The following is a 20,562-nucleotide window of genomic DNA, read 5'->3' as shown; positions in this document are numbered from 1 at the left end:
GTTCTCAATTGTCGCGCCGATAATCCTGTGACGAGTCCAGAAAGGCTATCCCAACAACAGGACATCTGAAATGAAGTCAGAGCAGGTTATCCAGCGGCTGAGCACTACGCCTGAGGCAAGTATTGAGAACTTGCAGGAGCATCGCTACTGGCTGCAATGTGAGCGTGCGTACACCTATCAGCCGATCTACCGAACAGATGGTCGACTGATGGCCATCGAAATTTTGACCGTCGTTACGCACCCCTCAAACCCTACTCAGCGCATCGCGCCGGATCGCTATTTTGCCGAAGTTGCCGTTCGCCAGCGTCTGGACGTGCTGGAAGAGCAGCTTCGCATGCTGGCAACGAAGCACGCCTTTTTCGAACAGCACGATATCCTCGCCTCGGTGAACGTCGATGGCCCAACCCTGCTGGCGCTGCGCCAGAACGCGAAATTGCAGGAGCTGATCGCCACCCTGCCGTGGATGCGCTTTGAGCTGGTGGAGCATGTCCGTTTGCCGCAGGACTCCTCGTTTGCTTCGATATGCGAATACGGCCCGCTGTGGCTGGATGACTTTGGCACCGGCATGGCGAACTTCTCCGCCCTGAGTGAAGTGCGCTACGACTACATTAAAGTGGCCCGCGATCTGTTCATTATGCTGCGTCAGACCCCGGAAGGGCGGAATCTGTTTACGCTGTTATTACAGCTGATGAACCGCTATTGCCAGGGCGTGATTGTTGAAGGTGTGGAAACGCTGGAAGAGTGGCGCGATGTGCAAAACTCTCCCGCAGCGGCGGCGCAAGGCTACTATCTCTCTCGCCCGGTACCCATGGATCGCCTCGATAACGTCATAACGACCCTCTGAAAAACCCGCTTCCCTTTGTCTGGACTATAGTTTTACAGGACAGGTCATCAGGAAAGGGGATAAAAATGACAAGAACAACCAGGGTAATCTCCTGGACAGCAGGGATTTTCTTGTTGTTGATCGTGGTTGTCGCCATCATTATTGCGACGTTTGACTGGAACCGTCTCAAGCCGACCATCAACCAGAAAGTCTCAACCGAGCTGAACCGCCCCTTCGCCATACGGGGTGATTTAGGGGTGGTATGGGAACGCCAGAAAGAGGTGCCCGGTTGGCGAAGCTGGATCCCCTGGCCACATATCCATGCTGACGACATCATTCTCGGCAACCCGCCGGATATCCCGGACGTCACTATGATCCACCTGCCGCGGGTTGAAGCCACGCTGGCTCCGCTGGCACTCTTCACCAAAACGGTCTATCTGCCGTGGATCAAACTTCAGCAGCCCGATGCGCGCCTGATCCGCCTCTCCGAAAAAAACAACAACTGGACGTTTAGCCTGGCCAGCGGCAGCGAAAAAGATCCGAATGCCCAGCCTTCTTCCTGGTCATTCCGTCTCGACAATATTCTCTTCGATCGCGGGCGGATCGCCATCGACGATAAGGTCAGCAAGGCGGATGTGGAGATCCTGGTCGATCCGCTGGGCAAGCCGCTGCCGTTCAGCGAGGTCACGGGGACGAAAGTGAAAGGTGACACGGCCAGCGTGGGCGACTATGTCTTCGGCCTGACGGCAAAAGGACGCTATAACGACCAGCCGCTCAGCGGTAAAGGGAAAATAGGCGGCATGCTGGCGCTACGGAGCGAAGGCACGCCGTTCCCGGTGCAGGCGGACTTCCGTTCCGGTAACACCCGCGTGGCGTTCGTGGGCACGGTCAACGACCCGATGAACATGGGCGGCGTTGATCTTCAGCTTAAATTTGCCGGTGATTCGCTGGGCGAGCTGTATGAACTGACCGGCGTACTGCTGCCGGATACCCCACCGTTCGAAACGGACGGGCATCTGGTCGCCAAAATTGATACCGAAAAAGCGTCCGTTTTTGACTACCGTGATTTTAACGGCCGCATCGGCGACAGCGACATCCACGGCACGCTGACCTACACCACCGGAAAACCGCGCCCGAAACTGGAAGGGGATGTTGAGTCCAGCCAGCTGCGTCTGGCCGACTTAGGCCCGTTGATAGGTATCGACTCCGGTAAAGGTACGAAGTCAAAAGAGGTGAAGAAAGATCCTCAGCCTGCCGGCAAAGTGCTGCCTTATGAACGTTTTGAGACGGATAAATGGAACGTGATGGATGCGGATGTGCGCTTCAAAGGCGGAAAAATTGAACATGGCAGTACGCTGCCGATAAGCAATCTTACGACCCATATCCTCCTTAAAAGCGCCGACCTGCGTCTGCAGCCGCTGAAGTTTGGCATGGCGGGCGGGACGATTTCCTCGAACATTCACCTGGAAGGCGATAAGAAGCCGATGCAGGGACGGGCGGAGATTCAGGCGCGTCGATTGAAGCTGAAAGAGCTGATGCCGAACGTCGAGTTGATGCAGAAAACCCTCGGTGAAATGAACGGTGATGCCGATATTCGCGGCGTGGGGAACTCGGTGGCGGCGCTGCTGGGCAGCGGCAATGGTAACCTGAAGCTGCTGATGAACGACGGGCTGGTGAGCCGCAACCTGATGGAGATCCTGGGGCTGAACGTCGGTAACTACGTCATCGGGCAAATCTTTGGTGATGACGAGGTGCGGGTGAACTGCGCGGCGGCCAATCTGGATCTGGTTAACGGCGTGGCGCGTCCGCAGATTTTTGCCTTTGACACGGAAAACGCGGTGATTAACGTGACCGGTACCGCGAGCATGGCCTCGGAGCAGCTTGATCTGACTATTGACCCGGAAAGTAAGGGGATTCGTATCATCACCCTGCGCTCGCCGCTTTACGTGCGCGGGACCTTCAAAAATCCGCAGGCGGGCGTGAAGCCCGGACCTCTGATTGCGCGTGGCGCAGTGGCTGCGGCGCTTGCGACGCTGGTCACTCCAGCCGCAGCGCTGCTGGCCTTGATTTCGCCGTCAGAAGGCGAGGCGAATCAGTGTCGGACCATTTTGTCGCAGATGAAGAAGTAACGCTTTTCTCCCTCTCCCTGTGGGAGAGGGCCGGGGTGAGGGCATCAGGCCGCACGCAGTGAATTACAGAGCCTGGTGCTTCGTCTCGTGCGTCAGCAGCAGCGCAATCAGCGTCAGCCCCGCCATTGCCGCCAGATAAACCCCCACATAGAACAGACCATAGTTTGCCTGCAGCCAGGTGGCGATATACGGCGCAACGGAGGCGCCCAGAATAGACGAGACGTTGTAGGAGAACGACGCGCCGGTATAGCGCACTTCCGTCGGGAACAGCTCAGGCAACAGCGCACCCATCGGGCCGAAGGTCAGCCCCATCAGGCTCAGGCCAATCAGCAGATAGGCCATCACCAGCGCCGGGCTACCTGAACCCAGCAGCGGCGGGAAGACAAACAGGGCAAACAGAATGATCAGCGTGGTGATGGTAATCATGCTCGCGCGGCGACCGAACTTATCCGCCAGCAGGCCCGCAATCGGAACCATCACGCCAAACCCGATCACCGCCATCATCAGCATCCACAGCACTTCGTTACGCGGCAGACCCAGCCCAACCGGCGCGGCGGCGGTACTGAAGGTCATGGAGTAAACGGTCATGATGTAGAACAGCGTATAGGTTGCCAGCATGATGAACGTGCCCAGCACGGTCACGCGGACGTGTTTGGTCAGCAGTGTACCCAGCGGCACTTTCACCTGCTTGTTCGCCGCGGCCACTTTTGCGAAAACTGGGGTCTCATGCAGAGAAACGCGCACGTACAGGCCAATCAGCACCAGCACGGCTGAGAAGATAAACGGAATACGCCAGCCCCAGCTCATGAACTGTTCATCCGTCAGCAGCCAGGAGAGCAGCAGGAACGTCCCGTTGGCAAAGAAGAAGCCAATCGGTGCGCCCAGCTGCGGGAATGAGCCATACAGCGCGCGCTTGCGCGCAGGGGCGTTCTCGGTGGCCAGCAGCGCCGCGCCGCCCCATTCGCCGCCAAGGCCCAGACCCTGACCAAAACGGGCCAGCGCCAGCAGGACAGGCGCCAGAATGCCGATGGTTTCATAGGTCGGCAGCAGGCCGATGGCCACGGTGGAGATTCCCATCGTCAGCAGCGAGGCCACCAGGGTGACTTTGCGGCCAATGCGATCGCCAAAGTGTCCAAACAGCGCAGAGCCAATCGGACGCGCAACAAACGCGATAGCAAAGGTCGCCAGAGACTGCAGCGTGGCCGCGGTCGGATCGCCCTGCGGGAAGAAAATATGCGGGAAGACGATGACCGCGGCGGTGGCATAAATATAAAAGTCGAAGAACTCAATGGCGGTGCCAATCAGCGATGCGACGACAACTTTATTGCGCGAGTTTACCGGAACGTTTTCCGTTCCTGAGTCGAGTGTGGTGGCGGTTGCTTGCATAATATTTTCTTATTTTTGTCGAACGAAAGGCCATATTACGCACAGCAAAAGCGACATTTCAATCTGTAACAAAGCCGCGTGCTGGTGATAAAAGCAACAAAAAGCGGATAATTTTCAGGCCAGCCAAAACACGTCTATGAAATGCTTCACAGATTTTAAATATCAGTCAATAAAACTGGTTTTTGGTTAAATAAAAGTTACAGGCTGGATTTATATGCTGAAATGATGAATCGGGCTGAAATTTCAGCCCGAGAGTGGGGTTACCGGTGCGTTTTGCCCGGCATTCGCGGGTCGTCTTTGTACTCGGCAGTGGCAATCCACGCCGCGCAGAACAGGGTCAAACGCGCGAAGAAGTAGAAGAACGCCATCAGCCCCAGCACCGAGCCAAACGCCGCGCCGGAAGGAGATTTAACCAGTGACGGTAAGGTGTAGGTCATCACGATTTTGATCGCTTCAAAGCCGATCGCCGCAATCAACGTGCCGCGGATCAGCGCCTTCTTGCGCGGACGATGGCGGGGCAGACGCCAGAAGATCCAGAAGAACAGCAGGTAATTGGCAAAGATGGAAATGGCCAGACCAATGCTGCGCCAGGCGGGCTTCAGCCATTCGATGTAATCAAGGTAAAGCGCGGAGATGATCATCTGCTGCGCCGAGCCTGCCACGGAGGTAATAGAAAGCGTTACGATGAGCGCGACAAGCAGGCCAATCAGCGAAACAAAATCGCGGAGGTACTTAACCCAAATTTTCTCCTGGTCCTGCGGCTTACGCTCCCAGACATCGCGCGACTGGGCGCGAATGGCCTCGCGCAGGTTGCCCATCCAGTTAACGCCGGAGTAAAGGGCAATCAGCAAACCGACGATACCGACGGTAGTACGCTGCTGAACGGCGGTATTGATGGTGCTTTTGAGCGTGCTGGCAAGGGTCGGGTCGCTGACGTTATTCAGGATCTTATTGAAGATATCCTGCAGCAGCGTCGGGTGCGACGCGAGCACAAAACCTGCCGCCGCAAACGACACCATCAGGATCGGGATCATCGACAGGAAGGAAAAATAGGTGATGGCGGCACCAAACTGGTTTCCCATGCGATCATTAAAGCGTTCGGTCGCGCGTATCAGATGCGCAATCATGGGAAACTGCTGAATTCTGGCGACAATGCCGGTGACGGTCCCCAGCGCTTTGCTGGCGGTACCAGGGGACCTGGCCTCTTCAGGCCCGGTTTCCATCTTTTTGACGGGCTCATACTCTAAATGTTGGGTGGGTCGTTGCGGGTTGTTTTCCGGCGTCACGCGTCTTTTCCTTTTCGTTTGGCTGGATGTTACTGAATTATAGCTTGCGACTAGTCCACGTAAGCTTTTGTGAGTTCGGTTAGCCACTCCATGAACAGATGGACCCGGCGGGAGAGGTTGCGGCGGTGGGGATAAATCAGGGAGACAGGCATCGGTTCGGCCCGGTATTGCGGCAGGATCTCAACCAGTTTCTTCGCGCGGAGTAAATCGCGCACCCCAACCCGCGGAACCTGAATAATGCCCAGCCCGGCGAGGCAGGCAGCCTGGTAAGTTTCCGTGCTGTTGACGGTTAACACCCCGCCCGTTTTTACCCACTGCGTCGCACTGCCGTTATAAAACTCAAAGCCCTGCGGGCGAGTTCCCAGCATCGCGGCGTAGTGGATCACGGCGTGTGAGCCTAAATCGTCCAGCGTTTCCGGGTAGCCAAAACGCGCCAGATAATCCGGACTGGCGCAGTTAATCACCGACAGCTTGCCCAGCGGACGGGCAATCAGCCCTGAATCCTTCAGCGTGCCGACGCGGACGACGCAATCAAACCCCTCACGGATCACATCCACCAGACGATCGCTGCTGCTGAGTTCCAGTTCAATGCCCGGATAGTGCTGCAGGAAAGCAGGCAGTTTGGGGATGACTAAATTTCGAGCAACGCCGACGGGCATATCCACGCGGAGCCGTCCGCTGATGCTGGAGGGATCGTGCTGAAACATACCGTCGAGTTCATCAAGGTTTGCCAGCAGATCTTTTGCCCGCTCGTAATAGACCATGCCGTCCTGCGTCAGGCTGACGCGGCGCGTGGTGCGGTGCAATAGCTGGGTGCCAAGCCGGTTTTCCAGGGCCTGAATTTGTCGTGAAACGCTGCCTTTCGGCAGGGTTAATGTTTCGGCTGCGCGGGAAAAACTCTCCAGTTCCGCGACGCGGACGAATAACTGCATTGCGTGAATTTTATCCATAGCGGAAGCTCATTGTTGTTACAGCTGAAACAGTGAAGCGTTTTAACCCATCTTTATTGATTTTCTATCACCTAATAAGCTCTTTCTCAATCTCCTTAACAGCCAAAACGAGGTTTATGATGAGTGAACGTATCGCATTAGTGACGGGTGGTAGCCGTGGTCTGGGTAAAAACGCTGCGTTAAAGCTGGCGGCAGACGGCACGGGAATCGTCCTGACATACAACCGTAGCCAGCAGGAAGCGCTGGATGTTGTGCATGAAATTCAGGAAAAAGGCGTTAACGCAGCGGCATTACAGCTCAACGTCGGGGATATCACGGGTTTTGATCATTTTGCCCAGCAGCTTCAGGAAACCCTTAGGCGTGTCTGGCAGCGTGAAACTTTTGACTATTTATTGAACAATGCCGGAACGGGTTTATATGCGCCCTATACCGACACGACGGAAGCCCAGTTTGATGAGGCGCTGAACGTTCATTTCAAAGGACCTTTCTTCCTGACCCAGCGCCTGCTGCCGTTGCTGAACGACGGGGGACGGATCCTCAACGTCTCCAGCGGGCTGGCCCGCTTTACCCAGCCGGGCTCAGGGACCTACGCGGCCATGAAGGGGGCGATGGAAGTGCTGACGCGTTATCAGGCGAAAGAGCTGGGCGCGCGCGGGATCGCCGTCAATATCATCGCGCCGGGCGCGATTGAAACTGACTTTGGCGGCGGACGCGTGCGCGACAACGCGGAGCTGAATCAGCTGCTGGCCTCGCAAACGGCGCTGGGACGGGTGGGGCTGCCGGACGATATTGGCGATGCCATTGCGGCACTGCTCAGCGACAAACTGGGCTGGATGAATGCGCAACGTATTGAAGTCTCAGGCGGCATGTTCCTGTGATGTACGCGCTTAAGGAAATCCTTAAGGTCAATGTGTCTAAATACGGACAGATTTAAAGAACTCGGGGGGATTTGTAACGTCTCCATTCGTTGAGTTTTTTCTTAAATAACCCCTCTGTAGAATCCCCCTTCGCTATTCTCAGAGGGATAAAAAACGATGCGAGTAATCATGTTTGACAGGCAGTCACTCTTTATTCACGGAGCGATACACAGTCTTCAGACGCTCATTCCGGAAATAGATATGACAGGGACCTGTCAGGCAGACGATTTATGGACCCAGATTTCCGCTTCACCGTCAGCTATCGCCATGATTGACGGCAATTTAATGCAGGACGAGGGGAGCGCTTTGCTGGAAGAGATGCTGCAACGCTTTCCGGCGATACGCGTGATTCTGGTTTTGGCGAAAAAAGAGGCCAGATGGGTTGAGCAATTGCGGCAGCGAAACATCATGGCCATTATTCCCCGAAATGCCAGTCCCGAGCGGTTTTCCGCTGTGCTGGATTCGGTGTCCAGAGGGATGGTCTGTTTTCCCGGGGAGTGGGTCAGGCAGCCGTCGTCTCAGGCGTTATCATCCCTGAGCGAGCGTCAGCGCGACGTGTTGGAATTGCTGGCGGCGGGGGAGTCAAATAAAGAGATTGGCCGCAATCTCAACATCAGTGCGGCCACGGTAAAAGCGCATCTCGAGGCGCTTTTCCGGCGGCTGGACGTGAAAAACAGAACGCAGGCTGCCATGTACTATACCCGTGCGAAGGCCTGAAAAATCGCGTTTGGGAGCGAGGGCATCTCTCCGAAGCTGAATATCATCATGACCAGCGCATCATGCTGCTGTTGGGTTAATGGATATGTCACACTTTCCCGCAGCAGCGCCTCACGCAGCTGAATATCGTCATGCAGCAAATCTTCTGCCTCGGCAGGCGTGATGGGACCGTGAAAAAGTGCCCGATCGCGGATAACATGGCCATAGCCAATTACCCATAATCCGTTTTCGTCACGATATTTCTCCAGAGAAAGACCCTGATGTTTTTTTATTAACGCAATGGCGGCAGAAGATATTTTCAGCGCATGACCTTTCATATTCATTTCCTCTTAAGAGCGACACTGTAGAGGAAACGACGTCCGAGAAATATCCGCCAAATGGCTATTGATCAGGCATTATTATTCAGGTATTCCTGCTGCAATAAACCAAATAACCAGTCATTTTGCCAGCGCCCCGCAAGGTAATAGCTCTCGCGTAATTCGCCTTCCAGGCGAAAGCGGGCTTTTTCCAGCAGGCGCCTTGAAGCGACATTTCCCACGGTGACGGTGGCGGTGAGTCGACGTATACCGCCCTGATGAAAAGCATAATCACAAAGCGCTTTCAGGGATTCAAAGCCGTAGCCTTTCCCCTGCGCCTCGGGTGCGAAAAGGAAGCCCACTTCGGCACAGTCCCCCTCCCGATGAATATACCCGGTAACGCCCAGCGGAGCCTGTGAGGCGGCGTTACGCACGACGAGACAGAGCCAGTGCGCGCAGCCCGGTGACCAGGGCGTCAGGCGTGAATCAAACGCCTCGCGTATAGCCGCAACGGGGCGGTTTTCCGCCACAAAGCGCATGACGTCGGGATTCTGCTGTAATGCCAGAAAAAAGGGCCAGTCTTGTTCCAGCAGAGGTGAGCAGGTAAGGCGAGGGGTAATTAAAACCGGCATTCAGATTCTCCTGAAACATTTTAAATGATTTTAGGGTTGTCACTTTATTTCAACAGAAAGTCAGGTATGGTTAATCGCGTATAAATAAAAAGAAAAAAAGGCCGTCTCGTGCCCATTCCGGATGTCTTCGTTGTCGCTTAAGGAAAACAATGAGTCTCAGCACATCACATCATATTCGCGAACAGTTCGAACACTGTCTGGCGGTCATTCGCCATGCGTCGGTGGAAATTTTGCTACTTCTGAATGTACATGCTTCTGAGGGTAAAGATCCACGCTGGTTTCTGGAGCAACTCGACAGTGCTCGATTAGCGCTGGGCGGCTGGGGAGCCGTTGCGAAAAAACTCAACCTGAATGACGCCGAGATGTCGGAATTTACGCTCCAGCTGCGCCTGCTGCAGCAGCGCGTTCCGCAGTATGAAAGCGGACAGGATGTGAGTGAAAACCAGCTTATTGCGGCGATGCGGTTTGTCACCGCGCTGGAACACCTGCGCCTGCAGCAGCCGCTGCTGACCTACAGCACGGACCTGGCACCGGGAAGCGAACTTCAGCAGCAGCAGGCGCACAAGCAGGTGCGGGCGATTGAGCTGATGATTAAAGGGCTCATCCAGCAGGCCTGGCCCGATCAGGTACGGCTGAACAATCATCTGAAGACCTTGTTTAACGCCGATCGCGTTCGGCGCTGGCTGAAGCTTGGCGAGATCAACGATGTCCTGAGCGGTATGATGTTCAGCGAGCTGGCGCAGATGCTGGTGGATAAAAAAGAGTTCAGCCGCTATTACGCTTCGCTGTTCAGCGATCCGTCCATGCTGACGCTGCTGGTTGAACCGCGTAAAACGCTGCAAACCTTCCTCGACGACATCCGGCAAATTCGCAACAGCATCACCGTTCAGAAAACGTTGAGCTCGGCGCAAATACAGCTGCTGGATAACTACTACGCGCAGATCGCACGGCCCGTTCAACGCGCGTTTGAAGAGGGGAGAACGCGCGTCAATCCGGCGGGATTCATGGCGGTAGATGCCAGCGAATTGCATACCTTCTGGGAAAAGGCGCAGAAAATGGATCGGGTTACCGGTGGGGATCTGTTTGAAGTCCGCGACACCATTGAAAAGCCGACCCAGCGCGCGCCGCGTACCCCCGAACAACGTGAGCAGCTTATTTCCGGTGCGCTATGGGGGGCGGTTGGCGTCATGGTGATTGCCATCGTGGCGGGGGGATTCTGGCTGGTGACCAGCAGCAAACCGCAGCCTGCGACCGCCAGCGCGGCTGAATCGGTGCCACCACAGGAAATGCGCGAGACGCCTTCCTCGCGTGAAACGCTCACGCGCATGGGGGTGACCTGGGACGAGAATAATTTCCGCTCGGCCATTAATCGCAACGACACCCGCGTGACCCAGCTCTTTTTGCAGGGTGGTATGGACTGGAAGCTGTCCTGGACCGAAGAGGCGATGTCGGCAGGCTATGACGACGTGCTGGAGCTGATGTTACGCTACCGGCAAAACATGGTGGAGGAGAAGCCGTGTCGCCGCTTCATCAACACGCTCAGCCACGCGATGTCGAACGGCGAGTCTCTGACCTCGGTACGTAAAGAGTATCTTAAAGCGTTCTGCACCGTGCCTGCCGTGGTGAAACGCCAGCAGCACGATCTCGACATGGCCACACGCCGTGCGCAGTCACAGCCGGATGCCACCACCAAAAAATGGCAGTCTATTCAGAGCGCCATTTATGAGGTGATCCGCTAAGTTGTTCTCCCTCTCCCTGTGGGAGAGGGCCGGAGTGAGGGCACCAGACCGCACCTCGCACCCTGCTCAAGGCTCCCCATACAACCCAATCAGCCGCCGCACCACGCCGTTCGTCCAGCCGAAACCATCCTGCAGCGGATACTCCCCCCCGCCACCTTCGCGCGGCGTGCTGCTGGCGATGTGGTACTTCTCAATCAGCTTATGGTGCGTCTGATAAAAATGGTTCACCGTATGCAGCCAGCTCCAGGCGATCTCATCCCCCAGCGAATCGTTGCCGTACTGCTTGAAGCCCTGAATCGCCATCCACTGCAGCGGCGCCCAGCCGTTGGGTTTATCCCACTGCTCGCCGGTTTCGTACTCGGTCGCCAGAATCCCGCCTGGCGTGAGCAGCCGCGCTTTGACCGCATCCGACAGGCGCTCGGCCTGCTCATGGGTTGCCATGCCGACATACAGCGGCACGATGCTGGCGGCAGAAAACAGCGCCAGCTCTTCGCGTCGCCAGTCATAATCGCGGTAACAGCCGCTCTCCTCGTCCCACAGATAGCGGTTCACCGCCGCGCGGCGATCGCTGGCTTTCTGGCGGAACAGGTCGGCCGTCTCTTTGTCCCCTTTTGACGCCGAGATGTTGGCGATGGCGCTTTCCAGCTTGAACAGGAAGGCGTTCAGGTCGATGGGGATAAACTGAGTCGTGCGGATGCTGGCGAGCCGCGACGGATCGCGCAGCCAGCGGGACGAATAATCCCAGCCGGAAGCCGCCCCCGCCCGCAGGTCGCGATAGACCTCGTTTGGCGGTCGCCCTGAGTGGCGGGCAGTTTCCACGTCCTCGATCCACGATTCGTCGCGCGGGGTATCACGGTCGTCCCAGTAGCGGTTGAGCAGTGAACCGTCCGGCATGCGCACGGCGCTGCGGTAGGCCTGGTTAAGCAGCAGCGACTCCGCGCCGTCCATCCAGAAGGCGTACTCCATTTTGAGGTGATCCAGATAGCGTTTCGCACCGCGCACGCCGTCCTCCTCGAACAGCTCCACCATCAGGGCAAAGACCGGCGGCTGGGAGCGGCTGAGATAATAGGTACGATTGCCGTTGGGGATATGCCCGTAGCGTTCAATCAGCCAGGCGAAGTTGTCCGCCATGCACTTCAGCAGGTCGTTACGACCGCTCTCCGCCAGCCCCAGCATGGAGAAATAGGAATCCCAGTAGTAGGTCTCGCTGAATCGTCCGCCGGGAACGATATAGGCCTGCGGCAGCGCCAGCAGAGAAGACCAGGGAATATGATCCTGCGGCTCGCGCGTCAGCACCGGCCACAGGTTATCAATGTGCTCCTTGAGGGAGAGGCCCGGGTCGGAGACATACTCGGTGCCGAACGTTTCCGGCATCCAGAAGTGGTTCTCCACAAACTGGCGCAGGTCGAAGTCCCGGTGACGTCTGACCTTGCGGTAGCGGATCAGGATATCCAGCGGATCCATTTTCGGCGCGCAGTCGGGGAAGGTTTTGCTGTCCGCAAACAGCCGCGTCGACTGCACATGCTCGAACAGTTCAAGATAGCGGTCTGCGGGCGTCAACGCATCGGAGGCGGGTAGCCCCTCGATCATTTCGGGTTCCGGCTCCGCCTCAATCATTTCATCCAGTTTCAACTCGCAGGGATCGGTCTCGTAGCGCAGCTCTTCTGCAATCTCGAATTCGATGTTCTCGGTAGCCTGTAGTTTCTGGTTGAACATGGTGATAGGGACCTCCGGTTGTGTGTTCAAAAGACAGGTTTATCCGGGCGTCTTATAAGCGTAGACATTCGCTTCGGTAGAGGGGGAGGAATATGTGCGGTAGATCACTATTTTCGGAGCATTCGTTTTGCAACGATTTATGTATGTTAACAGTAGCCTCTCCAGGAGAGGCTACTGAACAAGAGGGGAGCCTGCCGGATCAAAGGCCTTGTTTTAGCCGCTTAGCAATCGGTTCAAATTCCTCGGTAGAATGGCGCTTGAGCGTATCAGGTGCGTTATCCTCAATGGCTTTCCAGTAGGCCCACGGCACCGGTTTTTTCCCCAGCTCATAGTCCATGGCGTCCCAGGCATCTTCACGAAACGCATAAAATGCCCAGTGTGCATGATGTTTGTCGAGGACGGTCAGGACATCATTAAGCCACTGCCTGCAGCCCTGCAGCGTGCGAACGCAGCCAAACTCTCCCGCGACAACCCGGTTGGCCGGAATACCGTGCTGTTTCGCCCAGTCAAAGGGCGCGTTCATCCATTTCTCTATGGCCGTAGCGTCCCATTTCACCTTTTTACCGCCGAACGTGACCATGCCGGGATAGTCGAACGGCACCTTGCGGCGTGCATTTGGCGCGCTGGTGAAATCATAGGGCTCGTACATGTGGAAGCTGTAGAGCACCCGCTTATCCTCAAGCGCGGACGGCCAGCCAGAAAAACCACGCGCGGAGGCGTACCAGCCTCCATCGACCATTATCGGTGTGGTGGCATCGACCTCGCGGATGGCGGCAATAATCTGATTGTAGAGAGCGGGGAGGTTGCGCGCCGTGCTTTGCTGCTGCTGATACCAGGTTTTTAACGCCTCTGGCGACGCCTGCTCGCTAATGTTGCCTCTTTTTTCAGGCGCGGGTTCATTGACCAGGTTCCAGGCGGCAATGCCCGGTTCGTCCTTCAGGGCCTGGGCCAAATCACGCCAGAACTGAGCGGCTTCCTGCCAGTATTTTTTGTCCTGCCAGATGCGGTCATCAAACTGGTTATTGTTATTTTGCGCCCAGCGCATGCCGGGCAAAGAGAGTGGGGCAATGACGACCTGTAGCCCGGCCGCGTGTGCTTTCCTGATGGAGGCTTTGAGCGTCGCGAGGTCTGTGGCCTCGAGCCCACGATAGCCGTCGGCGTTGCCGAGAAGAAAATCTCTCCCGGCAGGTTTCCATTTGTCGTAAGAGAGGCGAACCCACGTCGCGCCATAGCCTCGCAGCGCGTCATAGTATTCCTGCGTGGGCGGCAGGCGGTTAAAGCTGTTTCCACCGTGCTGAGGGGTATCCCAGAAGGTGATTTTGTCAGAGGAGGCGGCGGCAAAGCAAAAAAGAAGTAGGGTCAACCCAATAAGCGCTTTCATCTCAATTCCTTTTTAGCGTGATGATGATTTTATATTCGCTGGGATGATGAAGCTTTATCTTTAAATTATCGAGCCATATAAAAAAACTGGCCCGCGAAGGCCAGTTTTTATAGCGTGCTTTCCTGCGAAAAGCCCTTAACGCATGGTCACAAATTCTTCCGCCGCCGTTGGGTGGATTGCCACGGTATTATCAAAGTCTTTCTTCGTTGCGCCCATCTTCAGCGCCACGGCGAAGCCCTGCAGGATCTCATCCATGCCGAAGCCGATGCCGTGGATACCGACAATCTTCTCGTCCGGACCGACGCAGACCAGCTTCATGCGGCACGGCTGACGGTGAGAGGTGACGGCGGTATACATCGCGGTAAACGCCGATTTATACACTTTCACCTGGTCGTCGCCATACTGCTCGCGCGCCTGCGGCTCGGTTAAGCCGACGGTGCCGATTGGCGGGTGACTAAAGACCACGGTCGGGATGTTGCTGTAGTCCAGATGCTCGTCCGGCTTGTTGTTAAACAGGCGCTCGGAAAGACGACGACCCGCCGCAACGGCCACTGGGGTCAGCTCAACCGCACCGGTATTATCGCCGACCGCATAAATGCCCGGTACGCTGGTGTTCTGGAATTTATCGACGACGATATAGCCTTTTTCGTCGGTTTTCACGCCGGTCACGCCCAGGTTGAAGTTATCGTTAGCCGGTTCACGGCCAATCGCCCAGATCAGGCAATCGACGGTCTGGCTGCGGCCATCTTCCAGCTCCAGGGTCAGGCTGCCGTCTGCATTTTTCACGACCGCTTTTGGCACGGCGTTGGTATGCAGGGTTGGACCTTCGGTGTTCATCACTTCAACCAGCGTATCAACGATCAGCGGATCGAAGCTGCGCAGCGGCGCGTGTTTGCGCACGAACAGGTGCGCCTCTGCGCCCAGGCCGTTAATCACCCCGGCCAGTTCCACCGCGATGTATCCCGCACCAACAACGGCAACGCGCTTAGGCAGGGCAGGCAGCTCGAAGAAACCGTCGGAGTCGATGCCGTATTCCACGCCCGGGATATTCGGGTGGCTAGGACGGCCGCCGGTGGCGATCAGGATGTGATCGGCGGTGATCGTCTCACCGTTTACTTCGATCGTTTTCGCGTCCACAAAGCGGGCGAAGCCGTGGATAACGTCGACGTTATTTTTGCCCAGCACGTTGTCGTACGAGGTGTGAATACGGTCGATGTAGGCGGTACGGCTGGCAATCAGCTTGTCCCAGTCAAAGTTATTAATGGTGGTGTCAAAGCCGTAGTCCGGGCCATACATATGGATAGCTTCACGGATCTGCGCCGCATGCCACATCACTTTCTTCGGTACACAACCCACGTTCACGCAGGTGCCGCCCAGCGCTTTGGCTTCAATCAGCGCGCACTTCTGGCCGTACATGGCCGCACGGTTGATGGAGGCGATGCCGCCGCTGCCGCCGCCGATTGCGATGTAGTCATAATGCTTAGTCATAGCTTTTGTCCTTAATCGTGAATTGCCGCGATTGTATACCTGAAATCAATAGTTTCCACCGATGGCTGCGATTACTCCGGCACGATCCAACTGACGGTGGCGTGGCCTGTACCCGCTGGCACCAGCGTTTTATGCAGCCACGGCAGCACGTTGTTCATCTGCGCTTCGAGCTTCCACGGCGGGTTAATGACGATCATGCCCGAGGCGGTCATGCCGCGCTGGTCGCTGTCCGGACGTACCGCCAGCTCAATCTGCAGGATTTTGCGGATGCCGGTCGCTTCCAGATCCTTGATCATGCGTTTGATTTGCGCGCGCAGCACCACCGGGTACCACAGGGCGTATGTCCCGGTAGCGAAGCGTTTGTAGCCTTCGTGGATACCGGTCACCACCGCCTGATAGTCGGTTTTGATTTCGTACGGCGGGTCGATCAGCACCAGGCCGCGACGGGAAACCGGCGGCAGCTTGGCTTTCAGCTGCTGGTAGCCATCGGATTTTTCCACGCGGGCGCGGCTGTCTTTCTGGAATTCAGAACGCAGCAGCGGGAAGTCGCTCGGATGCAGCTCGGTCAGCTGGAGGCTATCCTGCTCGCGCAGCAGCTGGCGGGCAATCAGCGGCGAGCCCGGGTAGTAGCGCAGCTGGCCGTTGCGGTTGAAGTGATTCACCACGCCGATGTACGGCTCCAGCTCGGCAGGCAGATCGTCCTGCTGCCAGATGCGGGCAATCCCTTCCAGATATTCACCGGTACGCTCGGCATGCTCGCCGCTCAGTTGGTAACGGCCCGCGCCCGCGTGGGTGTCCAGATAGAGAAACGGCTTCTCTTTCTCTTTGAGCGATTCGATGATCAGGCTCTGAACGGTGTGTTTAAGGACGTCGGCGTGGTTGCCAGCGTGGAAGCTGTGGCGATAACTGAGCATGGGTAATGATATTCCGCTGAATTGACGATTTGCCACAGTTTACAGCAGAACGGCGCAGATTACCCGTAGGCCCGGTAAGCGCAGCGCCACCGGGCTCTTTTCCGCCACGTCTGGCATTGAAATCCTCTACACTTAACCCCATTCTAGATCGCATATGCACAGCGCCGGATGCGCGCTTCATTCACCTATTTCAACAGGACAGCGTTTATGACCAATCCATTACTGACGCCTTTTTCGTTGCCGCCGTTTTCTAAAATCCTCCCTGAGCATGTGGTTCCAGCCGTTACGCAATCGCTGGACAACTGCCGCGCGGCGGTAGAAAGCGTGGTAGCGCAGGGCGCGCCGTACACCTGGGAAAATCTGTGTCAGCCGCTGGCCGAAGTGGACGACGTGCTGGGGCGTATCTTCTCCCCGGTGAGCCACCTGAACTCGGTAAAAAACAGCCCGGAGCTGCGCGAAGCCTACGAACAGACCCTGCCGCTGCTCTCTGAGTACAGCACCTGGGTCGGCCAGCACGAAGGGCTCTACAAAGCCTACCGCGACCTGCGCGACGGCGACCATTATGCCGAACTGAACACGGCGCAGAAAAAATCGGTCGATAACGCCCTGCGTGATTTTGAGCTGTCCGGGATTGGCCTGCCAAAAGAGAAGCAGACCCGCTACGGTGAAATTGCCGCGCGCCTGTCCGAGCTGGGCAACCAGTACAGCAACAACGTGCTCGACGCCACCATGGGCTGGACGAAGCTGATTACCGACGAAGCGGAGCTTTCCGGCATGCCGGAAAGCTCCCTGGCGGCGGCAAAAGCCCAGGCCGAGGCGAAAGAGCAGGACGGCTTCCTGTTAACGCTGGATATCCCGAGCTATCTGCCGGTGATGACCTACTGCGACAACCAGGCGCTTCGCGAAGAGATGTACCGCGCCTACAGCACCCGCGCTTCCGATCAGGGGCCGAATGCCGGTAAGTGGGACAACAGCCCGGTGATGGCGGAAATCCTCGCCCTGCGCCACGAGCTGGCCCAGCTGCTGGGCTTTGAGAACTACGCCGACAAATCTCTCGCCACCAAAATGGCGGAAAATCCGCAGCAGGTGCTCGACTTCCTGACCGATCTGGCGAAACGCGCCCGTCCGCAGGGTGAAAAAGAGCTGGCCCAGCTGCGCGCCTTCGCGAAAGCGGAGTTCGGCGTGGACGAGCTGCAGCCGTGGGACATTGCTTACTACAGCGAAAAACAGAAGCAGCACCTCTACAGCATCAGCGACGAGCAGCTGCGCCCGTATTTCCCGGAAAACAAAGCCGTTAACGGCCTGTTTGAAGTGGTGAAGCGCATCTATGGCATCACCGCCAAAGAGCGTACCGATATCGACGTCTGGCATCCGGACGTGCGCTTCTTTGAACTGTATGACGAGAAAAACGAACTGCGCGGTAGCTTTTACCTCGATCTCTACGCGCGTGAGAACAAGCGCGGCGGGGCGTGGATGGACGACTGCGTGGGCCAGATGCGTAAAGCAGACGGTTCTCTGCAGAAGCCGGTCGCCTACCTGACCTGTAACTTCAACCGTCCGGTGAATGGCAAACCTGCGCTCTTTACTCACGACGAAGTGATCACCCTGTTCCACGAGTTCGGCCACGGTCTGCACCATATGCTGACCCGCATCGAAACCGCAGGCGTGGCAGGCATCAGCGGTGTGCCGTGGGATGCGGTCGAACTGCCGAGCCAGTTTATGGAAAACTGGTGCTGGGAGCCGGACGCGCTGGCGTTTATCTCCGGTCACTATGAGACCGGCGAACCGCTGCCGAAAGAATTGCTGGATAAAATGCTGGCAGCGAAGAACTACCAGGCGGCGATGTTTATCCTGCGTCAGCTGGAGTTCGGTCTGTTCGACTTCCGCCTGCACGCCGAGTTCAGCCCGGAGCAGGGCGCGAAAATTCTTGAAACCCTGGCCGAGATTAAAAAGCAGGTTGCCGTTATTCCTGGGCCAACCTGGGGCCGCTTCCCGCACGCGTTCAGCCATATCTTTGCAGGCGGTTACGCGGCAGGTTACTACAGCTACCTGTGGGCCGACGTGCTGGCTGCGGATGCCTTCTCTCGTTTCGAAGAAGAGGGGATCTTCAACCGCGAAACCGGCCAGTCGTTCCTCGACAACATCCTGACCCGCGGCGGTTCCGAAGAGCCAATGGTGCTGTTCAAACGCTTCCGCGGCCGCGAGCCGCAGCTGGATGCGATGCTTGAGCATTACGGGATCAAAGGCTGATTGTTACGTGAAGATCTGCTTAGTGGATGAAACAGGCGCCGGAGACGGCGCCTTATCTGTTCTGGCCGCCCGCTGGGGGCTGGAGCACGATGATGAAAACCCGATGGCGCTGGTGATGACCACAGCACATCTTGAATTACGCAAGCGCGACGAACCGAAGCTCGGCGGGATTTTTGTCGATTTTGTCGGTGGCGCGATGGCGCACCGGCGCAAGTTCGGCGGCGGTCGCGGCGAAGCGGTGGCTAAAGCGGTTGGGATTAAAGGAAGCTACCTCCCGGACGTTGTCGATGCCACGGCGGGGCTGGGGCGTGATGCCTTTGTGCTGGCGTCTGTCGGCTGTCGGGTGCGGATGCTGGAACGTAACCCGGTGGTGGCGGCCCTGCTCGACGACGGTCTGAGCCGTGGCTACGCGGACCCGGAAATCGGCCCGTGGTTGCAGGAGCGTTTGCAGCTGATTCATGCCTCGAGCCTGACGGCACTGACCGATATCACCCCGCGCCCGCAGGTGGTCTATCTTGACCCGATGTTCCCGCACAAGCAGAAAAGCGCGCTGGTGAAGAAAGAGATGCGGGTGTTTCAGTCTCTGGTGGGGCCTGATTTGGATGCGGATGGTCTGCTGGAGCCAGCTCGTCAGCTGGCGACGAAGCGGGTGGTGGTGAAGCGCCCTGACTATGCGCCGCCGCTGGCGGACGTTGCCACGACCAACGCGGTGACCACCAAAGGGCACCGGTTTGATATCTACTCAGGTACGCCGGAATAAAAAAAGCCGGGAGGCGGCTTCGCCTTACCCGGCCTACGTCCTCGATCTATCCCCTCTCCCTGTGGGAGAGGGTTAGGGTGAGGGGAATTTAACGCACTTACTCGTCTTCTTCGTCACGCAGTGGAACAATCAGCATATCCACGTGAACGGTGTTAATCAGCTGGCGCGCGGAAGACATCAGCTTGCTCCAGAAGTCCTGATGGTGACCGCACACCACCAGGTCCATGTCATATTTCTTGATCGCATCAACCAGTACCTGGCCCAGGTCGCCGCTGCCGCTCAGGGTTTCGGTAATCGGATAGCCTGCGTTGGTGGACAGTTCGCTCAGGGCGTGGTGTGTCTCTTCGGAGATGCGCTTTTGCATATCGCCAAGATTGACGTCGATCAGACCGGTGTAGAGGTCGGAGTAATTCACATCAACGTGAATCAGCGAAACTTTCGCGTTGTAGGGACGTGCCATGGATACCGCTTTATCAACCAGCACTTTGCTCTCCGGGGAGAGGTCTACCGCGATGAGAATGTGTTTGTAAGCCATAGTGTTACTCCTTCCTTAAGTTATCGATGACTAAATAGGAAAGCCGTCGTCTGATGCTTTCATTACGGCCCAGTTAAACATATTTTTCAAGCTTTGGTGTTGATAACGATTAACCTTGTGGCAAAAAAATTAACGGATCTCCTACACTATTAAATGAGCCGTTCGGATATTAAAACGCGAACCGGATCGACTTTTGGTCATTCTTTCACTGAACTGTCTGTCAGGGCATTGGGGTGCGGTAGCTCAGAAGCCTTGCTTCGTGGGCGGACGCCGGGGAGGATGTATGATTAGCACCGTCGCATTGTTTTGGGCGTTATGCGTGGTTTGCATAGTGAATATGGCGCGCTACTTCTCATCGTTACGTGCGCTGTTAGTGGTACTTCGTGGTTGCGATCCGTTGCTTTATCAGTATGTGGACGGTGGAGGGTTCTTCACCTCGCATGGGCAGCCCAGCAAACAGATGCGTCTGGTGGGATATATCTACTATCAGCGCTACCGCGATCATCACGATGAAGAGTTTATCCGTCGCTGCGAGCGCCTGCGTCGTCAGTTCATTTTAACCAGCGCCCTGTGTGGCCTGGTCGTGGTCAGCATGATTGCATTGATGATTTGGCACTGAGCATCACAGCAGGCGGGGTCAGCC

At 56.8% G+C, this 20,562-nt stretch carries 18 protein-coding genes; 8 read left to right on the top strand and 10 right to left on the bottom strand.

Annotation, left to right across the window (positions count from 1 at the left end):
• Positions 1–70 precede the first annotated feature (70 nt).
• Positions 71–844, top strand: coding sequence for a cyclic-guanylate-specific phosphodiesterase (gene pdeH, locus GXP72_RS21610; RefSeq protein WP_024908833.1), 774 nt, complete (start codon positions 71–73; stop codon positions 842–844).
• 65 nt (positions 845–909) lie between these two features.
• The gene (locus tag GXP72_RS21605) at positions 910–2,952 is read left to right on the top strand and encodes an AsmA family protein (RefSeq protein WP_208763330.1); all 2,043 of its coding nucleotides are present in this window, start codon (positions 910–912) and stop codon (positions 2,950–2,952) included.
• A gap of 63 nt (positions 2,953–3,015) precedes the next feature.
• Here the strand turns inward: GXP72_RS21605 and GXP72_RS21600 are convergent, their stop codons facing one another.
• From GXP72_RS21600 to GXP72_RS21590, 3 genes are all read right to left on the bottom strand, one after another.
• Positions 3,016–4,338, bottom strand: coding sequence for an MFS transporter (locus tag GXP72_RS21600; RefSeq protein WP_024908835.1), 1,323 nt, complete (start codon positions 4,336–4,338; stop codon positions 3,016–3,018).
• A gap of 260 nt (positions 4,339–4,598) precedes the next feature.
• Positions 4,599–5,624: an inner membrane protein YhjD gene (gene yhjD, locus GXP72_RS21595; RefSeq protein ID WP_032648228.1), complete on the bottom strand. Its 1,026-nt coding sequence runs from the start codon at positions 5,622–5,624 to the stop codon at positions 4,599–4,601.
• 50 nt (positions 5,625–5,674) lie between these two features.
• Positions 5,675–6,574, bottom strand: a complete 900-nt coding sequence (locus tag GXP72_RS21590) for a LysR family transcriptional regulator (RefSeq protein WP_048991720.1) — start codon at positions 6,572–6,574, stop codon at positions 5,675–5,677.
• Positions 6,575–6,693: 119 nt separating this feature from the next.
• On the opposite strand from GXP72_RS21590, the gene GXP72_RS21585 reads away from it, so the two are divergent.
• Both GXP72_RS21585 and GXP72_RS21580 read left to right on the top strand, forming a co-directional pair.
• Positions 6,694–7,452, top strand: coding sequence for an SDR family oxidoreductase (locus tag GXP72_RS21585; protein ID WP_061716335.1), 759 nt, complete (start codon positions 6,694–6,696; stop codon positions 7,450–7,452).
• A 156-nt stretch (positions 7,453–7,608) separates the two neighbouring features.
• On the top strand, positions 7,609–8,208 hold the full coding sequence (locus GXP72_RS21580; protein WP_208763329.1) for a response regulator transcription factor: 600 nt from the start codon (positions 7,609–7,611) through the stop codon (positions 8,206–8,208).
• Here the strand turns inward: GXP72_RS21580 and GXP72_RS21575 are convergent.
• Both GXP72_RS21575 and GXP72_RS21570 read right to left on the bottom strand, forming a co-directional pair.
• The gene (locus tag GXP72_RS21575; RefSeq protein WP_024908840.1) at positions 8,187–8,525 is read right to left on the bottom strand and encodes a lysozyme; all 339 of its coding nucleotides are present in this window, start codon (positions 8,523–8,525) and stop codon (positions 8,187–8,189) included. The two genes, GXP72_RS21580 and GXP72_RS21575, sit on opposite strands and share 22 nt — an antisense overlap.
• Before the next feature lie 71 nt (positions 8,526–8,596).
• Positions 8,597–9,136: a GNAT family protein gene (locus GXP72_RS21570; protein WP_208763328.1), complete on the bottom strand. Its 540-nt coding sequence runs from the start codon at positions 9,134–9,136 to the stop codon at positions 8,597–8,599.
• A gap of 149 nt (positions 9,137–9,285) precedes the next feature.
• On the opposite strand from GXP72_RS21570, the gene GXP72_RS21565 reads away from it, so the two are divergent.
• On the top strand, positions 9,286–10,875 hold the full coding sequence (locus GXP72_RS21565) for an STY4199 family HEPN domain-containing protein (RefSeq protein ID WP_208763327.1): 1,590 nt from the start codon (positions 9,286–9,288) through the stop codon (positions 10,873–10,875).
• Positions 10,876–10,941: 66 nt separating this feature from the next.
• Here GXP72_RS21565 and GXP72_RS21560 read toward each other — a convergent pair whose 3' ends face one another.
• The 4 genes from GXP72_RS21560 to GXP72_RS21545 all read right to left on the bottom strand — a co-directional run bounded on the left by GXP72_RS21560 (position 10,942) and on the right by GXP72_RS21545 (position 16,374).
• A complete protein-coding gene (locus GXP72_RS21560; protein WP_048991530.1) occupies positions 10,942–12,591 on the bottom strand; it encodes an alpha,alpha-trehalase in 1,650 nt (549 codons plus the stop codon).
• A 199-nt stretch (positions 12,592–12,790) separates the two neighbouring features.
• A complete protein-coding gene (locus tag GXP72_RS21555) occupies positions 12,791–13,972 on the bottom strand; it encodes a cellulase family glycosylhydrolase (RefSeq protein WP_244319932.1) in 1,182 nt (393 codons plus the stop codon).
• Positions 13,973–14,107: 135 nt separating this feature from the next.
• Positions 14,108–15,460: a glutathione-disulfide reductase gene (gorA, locus tag GXP72_RS21550; protein WP_024908845.1), complete on the bottom strand. Its 1,353-nt coding sequence runs from the start codon at positions 15,458–15,460 to the stop codon at positions 14,108–14,110.
• Between the two features lie 71 nt (positions 15,461–15,531).
• Positions 15,532–16,374: a 23S rRNA (adenine(2030)-N(6))-methyltransferase RlmJ gene (locus GXP72_RS21545; RefSeq protein ID WP_023333753.1), complete on the bottom strand. Its 843-nt coding sequence runs from the start codon at positions 16,372–16,374 to the stop codon at positions 15,532–15,534.
• A 207-nt stretch (positions 16,375–16,581) separates the two neighbouring features.
• On the opposite strand from GXP72_RS21545, the gene prlC reads away from it, so the two are divergent.
• Both prlC and rsmJ read left to right on the top strand, forming a co-directional pair.
• Positions 16,582–18,624 carry an oligopeptidase A gene (prlC, locus tag GXP72_RS21540; RefSeq protein WP_208763326.1) on the top strand — a complete coding sequence of 681 codons (2,043 nt, stop codon included), beginning with the start codon at positions 16,582–16,584 and terminating at the stop codon, positions 18,622–18,624.
• 7 nt (positions 18,625–18,631) lie between these two features.
• The gene (gene rsmJ / locus GXP72_RS21535) at positions 18,632–19,384 is read left to right on the top strand and encodes a 16S rRNA (guanine(1516)-N(2))-methyltransferase RsmJ (protein ID WP_024908847.1); all 753 of its coding nucleotides are present in this window, start codon (positions 18,632–18,634) and stop codon (positions 19,382–19,384) included.
• A gap of 97 nt (positions 19,385–19,481) precedes the next feature.
• On the opposite strand, the gene uspA is transcribed toward rsmJ, so the two are convergent.
• Positions 19,482–19,919, bottom strand: coding sequence for a universal stress protein UspA (uspA, locus tag GXP72_RS21530; protein WP_003861223.1), 438 nt, complete (start codon positions 19,917–19,919; stop codon positions 19,482–19,484).
• A 283-nt stretch (positions 19,920–20,202) separates the two neighbouring features.
• Between uspA and uspB the strand changes: the two genes are divergently transcribed.
• Positions 20,203–20,538, top strand: coding sequence for a universal stress protein UspB (gene uspB / locus GXP72_RS21525; protein ID WP_003861224.1), 336 nt, complete (start codon positions 20,203–20,205; stop codon positions 20,536–20,538).
• Positions 20,539–20,562 lie beyond the last annotated feature (24 nt).

The organism is Enterobacter sp. SES19, from assembly GCF_011765665.1.
Lineage (GTDB): Bacteria > Pseudomonadota > Gammaproteobacteria > Enterobacterales > Enterobacteriaceae > Enterobacter > Enterobacter pseudoroggenkampii.
This window is presented reverse-complemented; position numbering and strand designations above follow the sequence as displayed.